This window comes from uncultured Wocania sp., from assembly GCF_964021735.1.
GTDB lineage: Bacteria > Bacteroidota > Bacteroidia > Flavobacteriales > Flavobacteriaceae > Wocania_A.
On record NZ_CAXIBN010000069.1, the window covers coordinates 1 to 15,832 of the forward strand.

The 15,832-nt window shown below is 32.4% G+C and carries 18 protein-coding genes; 16 read left to right on the forward strand and 2 right to left on the reverse strand.

From position 1 onward, the window contains the following. The first annotated feature begins 9 nt into the window (after nt 1–9). The 12 genes from AADI82_RS07840 to rimO all read left to right on the forward strand — a co-directional run bounded on the left by AADI82_RS07840 (nt 10) and on the right by rimO (nt 10,081). Nucleotides 10–1,329 (forward strand): dihydrolipoamide acetyltransferase family protein, encoded by a 1,320-nt coding sequence (locus AADI82_RS07840; protein WP_341215906.1) that lies wholly within the window; start codon nt 10–12, stop codon nt 1,327–1,329. 122 nt (nt 1,330–1,451) lie between these two features. Beyond that, entirely contained in the window at nt 1,452–2,225 is a 774-nt protein-coding gene (locus AADI82_RS07845; RefSeq protein ID WP_341215891.1) for a 3'-5' exonuclease, read from the forward strand. A 108-nt stretch (nt 2,226–2,333) separates the two neighbouring features. Beyond that, nucleotides 2,334–2,945, forward strand: a complete 612-nt coding sequence (locus AADI82_RS07850; protein WP_341215892.1) for a fumarylacetoacetate hydrolase family protein — start codon at nt 2,334–2,336, stop codon at nt 2,943–2,945. Next, complete coding sequence (locus AADI82_RS07855) at nt 2,946–3,287, forward strand: Hpt domain-containing protein (protein WP_341215893.1); 342 nt, start codon at nt 2,946–2,948, stop codon at nt 3,285–3,287. Then, a complete protein-coding gene (locus tag AADI82_RS07860; protein WP_341215894.1) occupies nt 3,287–4,540 on the forward strand; it encodes a competence/damage-inducible protein A in 1,254 nt (417 codons plus the stop codon). Before AADI82_RS07855 ends, AADI82_RS07860 begins: the two co-directional genes overlap by 1 nt. Nucleotides 4,541–4,618: 78 nt before the next feature. Next, entirely contained in the window at nt 4,619–4,855 is a 237-nt protein-coding gene (rpmB, locus tag AADI82_RS07865; protein ID WP_341215895.1) for a 50S ribosomal protein L28, read from the forward strand. Between the two features lie 26 nt (nt 4,856–4,881). Beyond that, complete coding sequence (rpmG, locus tag AADI82_RS07870; protein WP_007648529.1) at nt 4,882–5,064, forward strand: 50S ribosomal protein L33; 183 nt, start codon at nt 4,882–4,884, stop codon at nt 5,062–5,064. Between the two features lie 37 nt (nt 5,065–5,101). Beyond that, a complete protein-coding gene (locus tag AADI82_RS07875; RefSeq protein ID WP_081997674.1) occupies nt 5,102–5,254 on the forward strand; it encodes a DUF4295 domain-containing protein in 153 nt (50 codons plus the stop codon). 282 nt (nt 5,255–5,536) lie between these two features. After that, nucleotides 5,537–6,490 carry a signal recognition particle-docking protein FtsY gene (gene ftsY, locus AADI82_RS07880; RefSeq protein ID WP_341215896.1) on the forward strand — a complete coding sequence of 318 codons (954 nt, stop codon included), beginning with the start codon at nt 5,537–5,539 and terminating at the stop codon, nt 6,488–6,490. Between the two features lie 87 nt (nt 6,491–6,577). Beyond that, entirely contained in the window at nt 6,578–7,006 is a 429-nt protein-coding gene (locus AADI82_RS07885; protein ID WP_341215897.1) for an SRPBCC domain-containing protein, read from the forward strand. 40 nt (nt 7,007–7,046) lie between these two features. Beyond that, nucleotides 7,047–8,699 (forward strand): amidase family protein, encoded by a 1,653-nt coding sequence (locus tag AADI82_RS07890; RefSeq protein WP_341215898.1) that lies wholly within the window; start codon nt 7,047–7,049, stop codon nt 8,697–8,699. 77 nt (nt 8,700–8,776) lie between these two features. After that, nucleotides 8,777–10,081 (forward strand): 30S ribosomal protein S12 methylthiotransferase RimO, encoded by a 1,305-nt coding sequence (gene rimO, locus AADI82_RS07895; RefSeq protein WP_341215899.1) that lies wholly within the window; start codon nt 8,777–8,779, stop codon nt 10,079–10,081. A gap of 360 nt (nt 10,082–10,441) precedes the next feature. Here rimO and AADI82_RS07900 read toward each other — a convergent pair whose 3' ends face one another. After that, entirely contained in the window at nt 10,442–11,443 is a 1,002-nt protein-coding gene (locus tag AADI82_RS07900) for a hypothetical protein (RefSeq protein ID WP_341215900.1), read from the reverse strand. A 139-nt stretch (nt 11,444–11,582) separates the two neighbouring features. On the opposite strand from AADI82_RS07900, the gene AADI82_RS07905 reads away from it, so the two are divergent. From AADI82_RS07905 to AADI82_RS07920, 4 genes are read left to right on the forward strand one after another with little or no spacing between them, the layout of a single operon-like run. Next, on the forward strand, nt 11,583–12,053 hold the full coding sequence (locus AADI82_RS07905; RefSeq protein WP_341215901.1) for a lipocalin family protein: 471 nt from the start codon (nt 11,583–11,585) through the stop codon (nt 12,051–12,053). A gap of 31 nt (nt 12,054–12,084) precedes the next feature. Then, nucleotides 12,085–12,567, forward strand: a complete 483-nt coding sequence (locus AADI82_RS07910) for a hypothetical protein (RefSeq protein WP_341215902.1) — start codon at nt 12,085–12,087, stop codon at nt 12,565–12,567. 4 nt (nt 12,568–12,571) lie between these two features. Next, nucleotides 12,572–13,342, forward strand: a complete 771-nt coding sequence (locus tag AADI82_RS07915; RefSeq protein WP_341215903.1) for a hypothetical protein — start codon at nt 12,572–12,574, stop codon at nt 13,340–13,342. A 28-nt stretch (nt 13,343–13,370) separates the two neighbouring features. Continuing rightward, nucleotides 13,371–13,886, forward strand: a complete 516-nt coding sequence (locus AADI82_RS07920; RefSeq protein WP_341215904.1) for a hypothetical protein — start codon at nt 13,371–13,373, stop codon at nt 13,884–13,886. A 59-nt stretch (nt 13,887–13,945) separates the two neighbouring features. On the opposite strand, the gene AADI82_RS07925 is transcribed toward AADI82_RS07920, so the two are convergent. After that, nucleotides 13,946–15,832 (reverse strand): polyribonucleotide nucleotidyltransferase (locus AADI82_RS07925; protein ID WP_341215905.1); only part of this gene is annotated, 1,887 nt, incomplete at its 5' end.

Below are 15,832 nucleotides of genomic sequence, written 5' to 3' on the forward strand. Positions count from 1 at the left end.
ATTATAGATATGGCAAAGTTTGAACTTAAGTTACCAAAAATGGGAGAAAGTGTTGCTGAGGCAACTATAACTTCTTGGTTAAAAGAGGTTGGCGATACTATCGAGTTGGATGAAGCGGTTTTAGAAATTGCTACAGATAAGGTAGATAGCGAAGTGCCAAGCGAAGTTGATGGTGTTTTGGTTGAAAAGCGTTTTAATGTAGATGATGTTGTTCAGGTAGGTCAAGTCATTGCTATAATAGAAACTGAAGGAGAAGATGTTTCTGATGTTAAATCTGATACTGTTGAAGTCGAAAAACAAGAACAAGCAGCAGTCGAACAAGTAGCACAAACAATAGCGGATGCAAAAGAAACTGTTTATTCAGTTAGCTCAAACGAAGATCGTTTTTATTCGCCATTAGTTAAAAACATAGCAAAGCAAGAAGGTATTTCTCAAAATGAATTGGATGCGATTGTTGGTTCTGGTAAAAACGGACGCGTAACTAAAAACGATGTTTTAAATTATATAGACAATAGAGGTTCTGCTAAAAAAGAAGAAGCATCAATTTCTGAAACTACAAAACCTATCACAAAAGCTGAAATCCAGCAAAAAACTACACCAACATCGGTTGTTGTAAGTGGTGAAGATGAAATTATTGAAATGACTAGAATGGGCAAACTTATTGCTCATCACATGGTGGAATCTACTCAAACATCAGCACACGTTCAAAGTTTTATTGAAGCCGATGTAACTAAAATTTGGAATTGGAGAAAGAAAGTTAAAGATGGATTTATGAAGCGCGAAGGTGAAAATTTAACCTTTACGCCAATCTTTATGGAGGCTATCGCCAAAGCACTTCGTGATTTTCCAATGATGAATATTTCTATTCAAGGTGATAAAATTATAAAAAAGAAAAACATTAATCTTGGTATGGCTGCTGCTCTTGGCGATGGTAATTTAATTGTGCCAGTTATTAAAAATGCAGACCAGCTTAATTTAGTTGGTATGACAAAGCAGGTTAACGATTTAGCAAACAGAGCGCGTTTAAACCAATTAAAACCAGACGATATTCAAGGCGGCACGTATACCGTTACCAATGTGGGTACTTTTGGTAGTATTATGGGTACTCCAATTATCAACCAACCGCAAGTGGGTATTTTAGCTTTAGGAGCTATACGAAAAGTACCAGCAGTTATTGAAACTCCAGAAGGCGATTTTATTGGTATTCGCTATAAAATGTTTTTATCGCATTCTTACGACCACCGTGTTGTAAATGGTGCTTTAGGTGGTCAATTTGTAAAGGCGGTTAAAGATTATTTAGAAGCTTGGGATAGTAATAGAGAAATCTAGTTCCTGCGAAAGTGGGAATCTCATTTGAGACAATATGTAAAACCAGCCTCTTAAAACGGTTGGTTTTTTTGTTTTTTACACTTTGGTAATTTAGTACCTTTACGCTTAATAAAAAATAGCTAATGCAATTAAACCTAACAAAACCCATCTGTTTTTTCGATCTTGAAACCACGGGCACTAATATTACCAAAGACCGTATTGTAGAAATTTCTATTTTAAAAGTTTTTCCTAATGGAAAAGAAGAAAGCAAAACATGGTTAGTAAATCCAGAAATGCCAATTCCTGAAGAAGTAACAGAGATCCATGGTATTTCTGATGCCGATGTGGCCGATAAACCAACATTTAAAGAACTCGCAAAAGAAATTTACAACCTCATTAAAGATTCAGATTTAGGTGGCTTTAATTCTAACAGATTTGATATTCCACTTTTAGCCGAAGAAATGCTACGTGCCGAGATTGATTTCGATATGAAAAATCGATTATCAGTTGATGTTCAAACCATATTTCATAAAATGGAACAACGCACATTAAGTGCAGCTTATAAGTTTTATTGCGATAAAAATTTAGACGGCGCACATAGTGCCGAGGCAGATACGAATGCGACATACGAGGTTTTAAAAGCTCAAATTGAAAGATATGAAGACCTTGAAAACGACACCAAATTTTTAGCCGAATTTAGTTCACGAAAAAAGTTTGCAGATTTTGCAGGATTTATAACCTATAATAAAGAAGGTGTTGAATGTTTTTCTTTCGGAAAACATAAAGGTAAATTGGTAATGGATGTTTTAGAGAAGGAGCCTGGATACTTTGGTTGGTTGCTTAATGCCGATTTTCCTTTGTATACAAAAAAAGTGCTAACGGCTATTAAGTTAAAAAGCCTTAATAATAAATTATAAAAGAGAAACAAGAACCAAGAAAAAAGACAAAAGACAATTTTGTGTTTTAAATCAAATAGTCTTGTTTCTTGAAGAGAAGCGGTCTTTATTCTTTTATCTTAAAAAAAAATGAAACTAATCTGCATCGGTAGAAATTACACCGAACATATTAAAGAATTAGAAAACGAAAAACCGCTGGATCCTGTAATTTTTTTAAAACCAGACACAGCAATTCTTCTTAAAAAACAGCCTTTTTTTATTCCAGATTTTTCAGATGATGTGCATCACGAAGTCGAAATTTTGGTTAAAATAAATAGAGTAGGGAAGCATATCGATAAAAAATTCGCACATAAATATTATAAAGAAATTGGATTGGGCATAGATTTTACAGCACGCGATTTACAAAGCAAATTAAAAGCCAAAGGCTTGCCTTGGGAAAAAGCAAAAGCTTTTGATGGTGCTGCGGTTGTAGGGAACTGGCTTTCGGTTGATGCTATTAAAAATGTAAACGATATTAATTTTACATTACAAAAAAACGATACTACTGTACAACAGGGGAATACAAGCCGCATGCTATGGAAAATTGACGAATTAATAGAATATGTCTCAAAATATTTTACTTTAAAGATTGGAGATATTATATTTACAGGCACGCCAGCAGGAGTTGGCAAAGTTATTGCTAACGATAAATTAAAAGGATTTATAGAAAACAAAGAAATGTTTTCAATTACAGTAAAATAAATGGAACAACATTACAAATTATTTAGAGTACGCGAATTAGCAGATAACGACGAAGATTTTGTTGCAACCTTGGCAGAAACATTTTTAGAAGAAGTTTCGGTTGATGCAGAACGACTAAAGAAAGCAGTAGCTGATAAAGATTATCAAGAAGCATATCAAGCGGCTCATAAAATGAAACCTACAGTAGATTTGTTTGAGCTTGGTATTCTTGAAGATTTAATAGAAGTGCAAGATTGGGGGAAATTCACTAAAACAGATATAGATATTACCGATAAGCTAAATGTTGTTATGACTGCTGTTGACAATGCATTGGTAGAAATAAAATCCGATTTTAATTTATAATGCAAGCCGAAATAATTACCATTGGTGATGAGTTGCTTATTGGGCAAGTTACAGATACCAATTCTGTATTTATAGCCAAAGCACTTAATAAAATTGGTGTTTCGGTTTATCAAATTACTTCCATTCAAGATGATAAAGCGCATATACTTAAAGCCCTAAAAGAAGCCGAAGAGAATGCAGATATCATTATTTTAACAGGCGGACTCGGCCCTACAAAAGACGATATTACCAAAAATACCATTGCTGAATATTTTAACGACACTTTAGTTCGTGATGCATCCGTATTAAAAAATATTGAGCATTTATGGGAACAATACATTAAACAACCACTAGCACAAGTTAACAAAGATCAAGCTTTAGTACCATCAAAAGCAACCGTTTTAATGAATAAGTTTGGTAGTGCTCCAGGTATGTGGATTCCTAAAGATGATAAAGTTTTTATATCACTTCCAGGTGTGCCTTTTGAAATGAAAGCTTTAATAGAAAACGAGGTTATTCCAAAATTAAAAGACACGTATAATTGTCCGTATATATTGCATAAAACATTAATAGTTTATGGTGTTGGTGAAAGTACACTAGCCGCAAGAATAGAAACATGGGAAGATGCGTTACCAAATCATATAAAATTAGCTTATTTACCAAATTTGGGCAAAGTAAGGCTGCGGTTAAATGCTAAAGGATTTGATGAACAGAAAATTAAAAAAGAAGTACAGCAACAAATAGATCAATTACTACCATTAATTAAAGATGAATTTTTTGGTTTTGAAGATGAAGAATCATCCATTGAAGTCGTTATTGGAAAGCAATTAGTAAAATTAGGAAAAACACTTGCGGTAGCCGAAAGTTGTACAGGCGGAAAAATTGCAGAACATATTACAGTAAACGCAGGAGCATCAGCTTATTTTAAAGGCGGATTAATAACCTATGCAACCCAGTCTAAGATTGATACCTTAGGGATTTCAAAAGCTATTATTGATGCGCATTCTGTTGTAAGTGCTCAAGTTGCCGAGGCTATGGCAAAAAACGCATTACAATTATTTAATTCAGATTATGCTATAGCAACCACTGGAAATGCAGGTCCAGAAAAAGGTGATGCAAATGCTGAGGTTGGAACTGTTTTTATTGCCATAGCTACAAAAAGCCATGTATTTTCAGAAAAATTTAATATGGGAAATCACCGTGTAAAAGTGATTAATAAAGCGGTAAATAAAGCCTTTGAAATGCTTCAAAAAGAAATTTTAAAAAATAGATAAAAATTAGGTTGCCATAATATAAAGAATTTGTATATTTGCACCTCGATTTTAAGCAACAAAAATTTAAAGTTATAAATAATGTCAAGAGTTTGTGAACTTACAGGAAAGAAGGCAATGGTTGGTAACAACGTGTCTCATGCATTAAATAGAACTAAACGCAAATTTAATGCGAATTTAGTAAAGAAACGTTTTTACATTCCAGAAGAAGATAATTGGGTAACTTTAAAAGTTTCTACATCTGCTTTAAAAACGATTAATAAAATTGGTATTTCTGCAGCAATTAAGGAAGCAAAATCTAAAGGGTTTTATAAATAATAGCTGTATTTAATAAGTAAAAAGACATGGCAAAAAAAGGCAACAGAATACAAGTAATACTAGAATGTACAGAGCATAAAGAGTCTGGGCAACCAGGAACTTCACGTTACATTACTACAAAAAACAAAAAAAATACGCCAGATAGAATGGAGATTAAAAAATTTAATCCAATTCTTAAGCGTATGACAGTTCATAAAGAAATTAAATAATTAGAAGTTTTAGAAAACTTCAAACAACGCATAAGTCATGGCAAAGAAATCAGTAGCATCATTACAAACAGGATCAAAAAGATTAACAAAAGCTATAAAAATGGTTAAGTCTCCAAAAACAGGAGCTTACATGTTTGTTGAGTCTATTATGAGTCCAGAATTAGTAAATGACTTTTTAAATAAAAAGTAAACCTAATTACACAAAATATTATAAACTGCTTTCATCATGGAAGCAGTTTTTTTATGCTTATATTTTAGTAAATTTACTGCCATAATTACAGTAAAAAATAGTGGTGCGAAAATTGACAATAATAATTTGGGCGTTACCACAAGGGGCAGGTTTTCGGTAGTCGCTTTTTTATGTTGCATAAGTGCAACAACATAAAAAGAGCTTCAACAAAACCTCAATCCCTAACGCAAAAGCAAAATGATATTGAGACTAACAACTCAACAATAAATAACCAACAAAATAATGAGTTTTTTTAAAAAAATATTTTCATCAGAAAAAAAAGAAACATTAGACAAAGGATTAGAAAAATCTAAATCGAGTTTTTTAGGTAAATTAAGTAAAGCTGTAGCAGGAAAATCTAAAGTAGACGATGAAGTTTTAGATAATCTTGAAGAGGTATTAGTATCTTCAGATGTTGGTGTAAACACCACGCTAAAAATTATTGACCGTATTGAAAAACGCGTATCAAAGGATAAATATTTAGGAACAGACGAGCTCAATAAAATTCTCCGCGAAGAAATTGCAGGTTTATTAAGTGAAACAAACTCAGGCGAAGACACCGAATTTATAATACCTGAAAACAAAAAACCATATGTGTTAATGGTTGTTGGCGTAAATGGTGTTGGTAAAACCACGACTATTGGTAAACTCGCTCATCAATTTAAAAAACAAGGTTTAAAAGTAGTTTTAGGAGCAGCCGATACCTTTAGAGCCGCAGCGATAGACCAATTACAGGTTTGGGCAGACCGTGTAGATGTGCCTATGATACGTCAAGATATGGGAAGCGACCCAGCATCCGTAGCTTTTGATGCTTTAGAATCTGGAGTTAAACAAGATGCCGATGTTATTATTATTGACACAGCGGGACGTTTGCACAACAAAATAAACTTAATGAACGAGCTAACCAAAGTAAAGCGCGTGATGCAAAAAGTGGTTGGCGATGCGCCACACGATGTATTATTGGTTTTAGATGGTTCTACAGGGCAAAATGCATTTGAGCAAGCCAAACAGTTTACTGCGGCAACCGAAGTCACATCGTTAGCAGTTACAAAATTAGATGGTACAGCAAAAGGTGGTGTTGTAATTGGTATTTCAGATCAGTTTCAAATACCAGTAAAATATATTGGCGTGGGAGAAGGTATTGACGATTTGCAGGTTTTTAATAAATTTGAATTTGTCGATTCGTTTTTCAAGTAATCTTTTGTCATTCCTGCCTTTCGACTTCGCTCAAGATAAACTATGACGGGAATCTCATAATAGAATATTTTTCATAATTTTACAATTATGGGCTTCTCTATTTTTCATAACCTTCATATAAAAGTTTCTCAAAATGAAGTTTTTGATGCGGTGTCTCAACCAAAACATCTCGATAATTGGTGGACTTTAAAATCTTCTGGAATACCTGAGTTACATGCTGAATACAATTTGAATTTTACTGATGATTATAATTGGTTCGGCATAGTGTCAAAAGTAAAAAGAAATGAATCATTTCATTTAAAAATGACAGATGCAGATAAAGATTGGAATCCAACCACTTTTGGTTTCGATTTAGAAACTAAGAGTGATAGTACTTTAGTTAAATTCTGTCATGTAAATTGGCAAAACGATAATCACCATTTTAAACATTCTTCATTTTGTTGGGCTATGTTACTTAATGGGTTAAAAAATTATTTAGAAAAAGGAATTATTATTCCTTTTGAAGACAGAAACTAAGTAACCAAATTAATTAGTATTTTTATTCAAAATACTAACCATGAGACTTTCCATATTTTTCGTATTATCTTTTTTAATTTTTTCTTGTAAAAACCAAAAATCAGAAAGCACATTTTCTGATAACGAAGCTTTAAAAGATACCATTGTAACGTCTAATGATTCTATCAAAGATTTTAGAGCATTTAAAGTTTTAGATTCTAAATATATTAATGTTTCTGAGCTTTGGAAACCTTTTGAAAATGACTTAAAAGATTTTACTGAGGAAACTTACATCTATTTAAAACCTTTGATTTTAGAGATAGATATTCCAACACTTCAAAGGCATATATCGTCTGGTAGGTTATCTTATGAATTACTTACTAAATTCTATTTATACCGCATTAGAAAATTCGATAGAGAAAATTCATTATCACTAAATTCAGTTATTTCATTAAATCCTAATGTGATATCAGAATCTAAACAAAAGGATATTGATTTAAAAAACAGAATGCTAAAGCATTCTATTTTCGGAATGCCAATTCTATTAAAAGATAATATTAATACTCTAGGAATGCCGACAACTGCTGGTGCTGTTGCATTGCAAAATAATCAAACAGAAGACGCCTTTATAGTTAAGCAGTTAAAAGATAAAGGCGCTTTAATTTTAGGAAAAGCTAACTTAAGCGAGTGGGCATATTTCTTCTGTGGCGATTGCCCAAGTGGTTACAGTGCTATTGGCGGACAAACCTTAAACCCTTACGGGAGGCGCGTTTTTGATACTGGAGGTTCAAGTTCAGGTAGTGGTGTGGCTGTAGCTGCAAATTTTTGTGCAGCTGCAGTTGGAAGTGAAACCTCGGGTTCTATTTTATCGCCTTCAAGTCAGAATTCTGTAGTAGGTTTAAAACCAACAATTGGATTGTTAAGTAGAAGTGGTATTGTGCCTATTTCATCTACTTTGGATACACCCGGACCTATGACTAAAAATGTTACAGATAATGCTATTGTATTGGATGCGATGATTGGTTTTGATGAAAAGGATTCAAAATCGATTAATAAAAAATGGGAAAATAATTTTTATAGTGATATTTCATCGAATAACAATTTAAGAGGAAAACGGTTTGGTGCATTTAAAAGATTGTTAGAAGATTCGTTATATGTTCAAGCTATTTCAGATTTAAAATCTAAAGGTGCAATAGTTATTGAAGTAGAGGAAGAGAAAGTTGAATTGCCTGATTTTTTAAGGCTGTTAAACTTAGATATGAAAACCGATTTATCTGAATATCTTTCAAATTATGCAGATGATGGAATAGAGATAAATTCTGTTAAGGATGTTGTTGATTTCAATAAAAAAGATTCAATAAATATTATGCCTTATGGTCAAAAATTATTTGAAGGCATTATAGCTGATAATGCCACCGATGAAGTATTTCAAAATATAAAAAACACTTTAAAAACTAATGGAAGAAGCTTTTATGATAAACCAATGAAAAAGCATAATCTAGATGGTTTTTTATCTATAAATAATTACCATGCAGGTTTTGCTGCAGTGGCTGAATATCCTGCTATAACCGTACCAATGGGTTATACAGAAAAAGGAGTGCCAAAAGGTTTAACCTTTATAAGTAAACCTTTATCTGAAATCGATTTATTGTATTGGGCATATATTTATGAGCAGGTTTCTAAAAAACGAAGAATGCCTAAAAGTTATGATTAATTCAAATTGTAATTTGATATTGGTATATATTAAATCATTAAGTATTACGTATCTTTGCGCACAGATTTATAGAATGTATGCGTACAAAAACTCTTAAAAAAAATAAAATAAATGTAGTAACCCTAGGTTGTAGTAAAAATGTTTACGATAGTGAAATATTAATGGGCCAACTTAAAGCTAACAATAAAGAGGTTGTACATGAAGAAGAAGGTAATATTGTGGTAATTAATACCTGCGGATTTATTAATAATGCAAAGGAAGAAAGTGTTAATACGATTTTAGAATACGTTCAGAAAAAAGAAGAAGGTGAAGTTGATAAAGTGTTTGTAACAGGTTGTTTAAGTGAGCGTTATAAGCCAGATTTAGTTAAAGAAATTCCGAATGTTGACGAGTATTTTGGGACTACAGAATTACCCGGTTTACTAAAAGCTTTGGGTGCCGATTATAAACACGAACTTATTGGCGAGCGTCTAACCACAACGCCTAAAAATTATGCCTATTTAAAAATTGCTGAAGGTTGCGACAGACCTTGTAGTTTTTGTGCCATTCCTTTAATGCGAGGAAAACATAAAAGCACACCTATTGAAGATATTGTTATTGAAGCTGAAAAACTAGCAGCAAACGGTGTTAAAGAACTCATTTTAATTGCACAAGATTTAACATATTACGGATTAGATTTATATAAAAAACGAAATTTAGCCGAATTACTTGAAGCTTTAGTAAAAGTTGAAGGTGTGGAGTGGATTCGTTTGCATTATGCATTTCCAACAGGATTCCCAATGGATGTATTGGATGTGATGAATCGCGAGCCTAAAATTTGTAACTATTTAGATATTCCGTTGCAACATATTTCTGATGCTATTTTAAAAAGTATGCGCCGTGGAACAACTCAAGAAAAAACAACTAAATTATTAAAAAACTTTAGAGCTGCTGTTCCTAATATGACGATTAGAACCACCCTTATTGTTGGATATCCGGGTGAAACCGAAGCAGATTTTCAAACTTTGAAAGACTGGGTTCAAGACATGCGTTTTGAGCGTTTAGGATGTTTTACTTATTCTCACGAAGAAAACACACATGCTTATAATTTAGAAGATGATGTGCCAGAAGACGTGAAAATTGACCGAGCAAACCAAATTATGGAAATTCAATCTCAGATTTCTTGGGAATTAAATCAACAAAAAATAGGGCAGGAGTTTAAAGTGGTTATTGATAGGAAGGAAGGTAATTATTTTATTGGTCGTACCGAATTCGATTCGCCCGATGTAGATAACGAAGTTCTTATTGATGCAACAAAAACCTATTTAAAAACAGGGGAGTTTGCAAATGTAAAAATTATTGAAGCCGAAGATTTCGATTTGTATGCTGAGGTAGCTAATTAATGAGTGTTTCGTTTAACGTCCTTGCATAAAACGTTGAATTTTATTTTTTCTAGTATCATTTAATATTTGAAAACCTCCTTTTTTTATATGGTTTTTAATATTTTATAGCCTTACTTCATCAAAATAGATATAAAATGTACGATGTGTTTTTGTCCAATAAACGCCATTAAATTTTTTTTTTTATATTCTTTTACCTCAAAATTATAAAGGAATTTAATAGCTATGCAGCTTTTAGAATTATGAGTGAATGGCTCTAATGTAATTGATGTCATAGTCTTTTAAAATTATAATTTATTTAAAAATGTAAAAAAAAGTCTAATCAAAACCATTCATCTTGTTTAAGGTATTTTACTCTGTGTTTCATTCAAAATCAAAAGCATCATTGTCAATAATAATACGATCCCTTAATCTGTTAATTTTTAGATGCATTCTATTAAAAAATAATGAGCGGTCTTTTTCGCCAGCATTAACTAGTAGTTTAGAAATACTCATTTGTTTCTCAAAAAATTCAAACATCAGTTCGCAAGTGGGCTGATGCTCAATTTTAAAATAACTTATTACAGTAAATGGTGTAAAAAATACTTTTTGATACGGCGTTTTTACCATAATAGTATTGCTCATAGTATGGATATCGTTAATATATAAGTTGTAAATAGCCTTGTTTTTAGAGCCAATTAGCGATTGTTGAATAGCTTGTTTTTCTACATGGCGTATCACATCTTCAATATCGGTACATATAAGTAAAGCTAATTCTTTTGATAAAGCACCTGCTTCAAAATAATAAAGAACTTGTTGTAATGTGCCATTAATAGTGGTGTTATTCCATATCTCAGTAATATTTATATCCTTATACACTTCACCTAATTTAAAGGCGTTTTCTAGTAATGAATCTGGAATATCCTTTATAAAATCGTCAAAGGATATTTTATTTCTTGTCATTTCTGGATCGACATCTTTTAACCAAACATACATTTTATAGCGCGATAAAAAAGAGTCTTTAAGTGTATGGAAAAGCGGTATATCCTTGGCGGAGTAAATTATTGATGCGCTTTTAAGCTTTGTTAATGGAAAAACACTATCGTGCGATTGTTTTAACCACATTTCTAATCCTTCTTTATTATGTATTGGTGGCGATAAATCTGCAAGTATTGTGGTTTGACTACCAACTTCAAAAAGTTTATTTAATGAAACTTTATAGTGTTTTGCAAGCTTTACGCTTTCTTCAAGCGATAATGATGTTTTTAAATTAATTCTTCGGTAGGCTGCGTCATAGCCTATATCTAAAATGCTTGCTATTTCTTCCACAAACGAGGTATTGTCTTGAGCTTTGGACTTTAGGTATTGTATAAAAGTATCTTGCATTTTTTAAAAGATTGCAAGCAGGTTAACTGAAGATTTTGCGAAAATTAAGAAAAATAAATTGGTTTTTCAGCATTTTGGTCAAATGATTATTAATTATTGCAAAGTAAGTTTGTGTTGTAACCAATTAATAATAAATATTATGAAAACACGTAATCTGACTTTTATTTTTTTATTAACAAGTCTATTCTTCTTAGCGTCTTGCTCAAACAATGATGATAGTGACTCAAATTTAGAGTCTAATTTATTGATAGGTATATGGAAACCTATTAAAGCAGTTGATGTTTGTTCTAGTGGTTCTCAGGAGGTTTATAACTATTCTTTGTGTGAACAAAATGGTAGGCTTACAATTAATGCTGGTGGGAGTTTTAGTGAAAGCAGCTATTATGAATATAGCAGCACAAATTGTACGGAGGAATTCTCATATAATGGTACATGGAAGATTGCTAATGATGACTTTAGTGTTATTGTAGAAGGCGATACTATTTATATAACTTTTTTTGAGGTATTTGAAAACACTTTAAGATTAGGAATGTATGAAATTGATCCAGAATATACTTGCGATGGAGATAATTTACCATCTCATTATTATACAGAATATACTCGAATATAAATACAAGTTAACAATTATTTAAACGAGTATTATGAAAACAATAATCAATTTCAGTTTAGTTTTAAGCCTACTGTTCATGGTAAGTTGTAGTAAAGAGGATACAGGACTTAATAACAATAATGAAACCACTTATGTTCGTGCAAAAGTTGGAGGAGATTTAAAAACCTTAGCATCATTTCCAATTTATTATAATTCTAGCAATGACTATGTTTCTGTATATGGATACAGAGACGAAGTTGGTATTTCTTTAATAATTATAGATGCCATTGGTTCGTATTCTTTTGAAGAAGGAAATTTTACTGGAAAATTAATTTTAGGAGATCCGTATGATTTTTTTGATCAAAAAGAAGATGGCCCAACAGTAGAGTATAATGTTATAAGTGGTAATGTTACGGTTACCAGTACCGATGATTTATTAATAAAAGGAACATTTTACTTTACTGGAAAGGAGTATGATGGTCAAACACAAATTGTTTCTAAAGGTGAATTTATTTGTGAAAAAATTAAAAATTAAAAATATGAAAATTTTATTAAGATTAATATCTCTTTTTGCTATTTTAATGTTTGCTTCTTGTGAGCCAACAAGAGTTTATACTACAGCGTCATATGGTTCATTAAAATCATATACAGAAAAACAGCACTATATAGATAAGAAAACAACCAAAACTTATATTTCAGGTGATTTAAGTTTTGGAGAACACGAACAAGATGGAGGTGAATTTAATGACACTAAAACCATTGCTGCATTTAATATACATAGAACAACAACAGGCAAGTTTTATAATTTTTACTATGGCTTAGGAGGTGCTTTCGGGTCATATAAATTTAAAAAGGGACTTAACGGTTTAATTGCTGATGGTGAAAAAAATAATTTTTATTCTGTTAGTCTTAAATCTGGAATTAATTTCACGCATTCACGCCCAAAAGTTGATTGGAGATTTATAGGGGTTGAGTTTTCTTATTTAAATGAATTCGGTTCTTATCAAGACAAATTATCTTATTTATTGTCACAAGACGCTGAAGCTATTATTGTAAACCAAAAGGCTTTAATAAATTATCAGTTTTACTCAGAATATGCTTTTAAAACTGTTAATAATAATGCAATAACCGTTGGGTTTTACTTGGGAGATATTCTCAATTACAAAGATACACAGATGTATTCTGGAACAACTAGTTTTAGTGGTATTACATTAGGAGTTAGATTAAAAAAGTATGCCTTTCATGCCGTTTTTGAAACTGGTGAAGGAGATATTAAATCAACCAAAGTTGGAGTTACATATAATCTTTAAAATTTTTAAATTAACTAAAAAATACAACATGAAAACATTACATAAACAAATAATATTAGTTATGCTTTGCCTTGCATTTAGTTTTGGTTATAATCTGTATTCACAAACTAAAAAAACCGAAACAAAAAAAAACTATGTTAGAGTATATAATTTTAAGGGTAAAAAAATTAGTAAAGGATATATATACTTTATGAATGATTCAATTTTAGGATTAAAAAATAATGGTAAACTAGTAGAGATGAGTTTACGAGAAATAGATTTTATAAAAACCAAGCGATCTGCTGGTAACAATGTCTTTATTGGTGCTGTATCTGGAGCTACTTTAGGAGCTGTTATTGGTGTGTCAACAGCAGATTCAGACATTTGGATTCTTCCATATTCTAAGGGAGAAGGTGCAATAGTTTTTGGGGGAATTGGAGCTGTAGGAGGTATTGCTATAGGAGGAATAACTTCGCTGTTTAAAAGGTCAGAAACTTATGTTATTAATGGGGATATAAAAAAATGGCAAGTTTTTATGAATTTAATTGAAAAACAAAGTGAGTAAATAAATAAAGCCCATCAAAGAAATTTGATAGGCTTTATAAACTATGGAGTTAAAAGAAATTAATCTTCCTTTTTATCTTCTCTAGGTTTTCTGTCATCACGACGGTTGTCACGTCCGCGATTATCTCTACCTCTGTTATCGCGTCCACCACGACTATCTCTAGAGTTATCCCTAGGTGGTCTTGCTACATAACCTTCTGGTTTTTCTAAAATAGCTTTACGAGATACTTTTTCTTTACGAGTTCTTGGGTCTACACCAAAGTACTTCACATCAAAAACATCACCCATATTTACAACGTCACTTACATTTTCAGTACGTTCCCAAGCCAATTCACTTACGTGTAATAATACTTCATTTCCAGGAGCATCTACATATTCTACAACAGCACCAAAATCAAGCATTTTAATCACTTTTACTTGGTAAACGTTACCAACAGTTGGTTTAAATAATAAAGAATCTATTTTAGCTAAAACAGCGTCAATACCTTTTCTACCAACACCTAAAACTTCAACAATACCTTCTTCAGTTACAGGGTCTTCATTAATAACAATAGTGGTATCAGTTTCTTTTTGTAATTCTTGAATCACTTTTCCACCAGGACCAATTAATGCGCCAATAAATTCATTAGGAATACGTCTTGTAATCATTGTAGGCGCGTGATCCTTAACTTCTGTGTTTGGTGTAGCTATAGTATCAGTTAATTTTTCTAAGATGTGTAAACGACCATCACGAGCTTGTTTTAATGCATTCACTAAAATCTCGTATGATAATCCTTTTACTTTAATATCCATTTGACAAGCGGTAATACCATCGGCAGTACCAGTTACTTTAAAGTCCATGTCGCCTAAGTGATCTTCATCTCCTAAGATATCAGATAATACAGCGTACTTTCCAGAATCGGCATCAGAAATTAATCCCATAGCAATACCAGAAACAGGTTTCTTTAATTGAACACCAGCATCCATAAGTGCCATTGTACCAGAACAAACTGTTGCCATAGAAGATGAACCATTAGATTCTAAAACTTCAGACACCACACGTACTGTATAAGGACAATCTTCAGGAACCATACCTTTTAAAGCACGTTGTGCTAAGTTACCATGTCCAACTTCTCTACGAGAAGTTCCACGAATAGGTCTTGCTTCTCCCGTTGAAAAAGGAGGGAAGTTATAGTGTAAATAGAAACGCTCTTCGCCTTCAAAAGATGGCATATCTATTTGGTTGGCTTCTCTAGAAGTTCCTAAAGTTACGGTAGCTAATGCTTGAGTTTCTCCACGTGTAAAAATAGCCGAACCATGTGTAGATGGTAAGTAATCAACCTCACACCAAATAGGTCTAATTTCGTCTGTTTTTCTACCGTCTAAACGTAAACCTTCATTAAGTGTTAAATCTCTAACGGCAGCTTTTTCAGCTTTACTATAGTATTTAGAAATTAATCCGCCAATATCTGCTAATTCTTCTTCAGAAAACGTAGCTTTTATGTCTTCTTTAATTTCAGCGAATGCAGCACTACGTTCATGTTTTGCTGAACCTGCTTTTGCAACAGCATATACTTTATCATAAGCTAAGTCGTGGATTTTTTGAGCTAAATCTGCATCTTCTCTTTCTGGCTCGTACTCACGTACTTCTTTTTTACCAAAAGCTTCAGCTAATGCTACTTGAGCTGCACATTGTACTTTAATAGCTTCGTGTGCAAATTTAATGGCTTCAGTCATTTCTTCTTCAGAAATCTCATCCATTTCACCTTCAACCATCATCACAGAATCAGCAGAAGCTCCAATCATCATATCGATGTCAGACTCCTCTAATTGTGCTCTTGTTGGGTTAATGATGAATTCACCGTTTACACGACCAACTCTAGCTTCAGAAATTGGACATTCAAAAGGGAAATCTGATAATTGAATAGCTGCAGAAGCTGCTAAACCTGCCATAGCATCTGGCATAAC

What these genes read in the sequence shown, in the direction of transcription:
- rpmG (WP_007648529.1), top strand. Translation starts at nt 4,882, where the DNA reads ATGGCAAAAAAAGGCAACAGAATACAAGTAATACTAGAATGTACAGAG.
- AADI82_RS07915 (WP_341215903.1), top strand. Translation starts at nt 12,572, where the DNA reads ATGAAAATTTTATTAAGATTAATATCTCTTTTTGCTATTTTAATGTTT.
- AADI82_RS07910 (WP_341215902.1), top strand. Translation starts at nt 12,085, where the DNA reads ATGAAAACAATAATCAATTTCAGTTTAGTTTTAAGCCTACTGTTCATG.
- AADI82_RS07875 (WP_081997674.1), top strand. Translation starts at nt 5,102, where the DNA reads ATGGCAAAGAAATCAGTAGCATCATTACAAACAGGATCAAAAAGATTA.
- AADI82_RS07855 (WP_341215893.1), top strand. Translation starts at nt 2,946, where the DNA reads ATGGAACAACATTACAAATTATTTAGAGTACGCGAATTAGCAGATAAC.
- AADI82_RS07905 (WP_341215901.1), top strand. Translation starts at nt 11,583, where the DNA reads ATGAAAACACGTAATCTGACTTTTATTTTTTTATTAACAAGTCTATTC.
- rpmB (WP_341215895.1), top strand. Translation starts at nt 4,619, where the DNA reads ATGTCAAGAGTTTGTGAACTTACAGGAAAGAAGGCAATGGTTGGTAAC.
- AADI82_RS07920 (WP_341215904.1), top strand. Translation starts at nt 13,371, where the DNA reads ATGAAAACATTACATAAACAAATAATATTAGTTATGCTTTGCCTTGCA.
- AADI82_RS07890 (WP_341215898.1), top strand. Translation starts at nt 7,047, where the DNA reads ATGAGACTTTCCATATTTTTCGTATTATCTTTTTTAATTTTTTCTTGT.
- AADI82_RS07840 (WP_341215906.1), top strand. Translation starts at nt 10, where the DNA reads ATGGCAAAGTTTGAACTTAAGTTACCAAAAATGGGAGAAAGTGTTGCT.
- AADI82_RS07885 (WP_341215897.1), top strand. Translation starts at nt 6,578, where the DNA reads ATGGGCTTCTCTATTTTTCATAACCTTCATATAAAAGTTTCTCAAAAT.
- AADI82_RS07900 (WP_341215900.1), bottom strand. Translation starts at nt 11,443, where the DNA reads ATGCAAGATACTTTTATACAATACCTAAAGTCCAAAGCTCAAGACAAT.
- AADI82_RS07860 (WP_341215894.1), top strand. Translation starts at nt 3,287, where the DNA reads ATGCAAGCCGAAATAATTACCATTGGTGATGAGTTGCTTATTGGGCAA.
- AADI82_RS07845 (WP_341215891.1), top strand. Translation starts at nt 1,452, where the DNA reads ATGCAATTAAACCTAACAAAACCCATCTGTTTTTTCGATCTTGAAACC.
- rimO (WP_341215899.1), top strand. Translation starts at nt 8,777, where the DNA reads ATGCGTACAAAAACTCTTAAAAAAAATAAAATAAATGTAGTAACCCTA.
- AADI82_RS07850 (WP_341215892.1), top strand. Translation starts at nt 2,334, where the DNA reads ATGAAACTAATCTGCATCGGTAGAAATTACACCGAACATATTAAAGAA.
- ftsY (WP_341215896.1), top strand. Translation starts at nt 5,537, where the DNA reads ATGAGTTTTTTTAAAAAAATATTTTCATCAGAAAAAAAAGAAACATTA.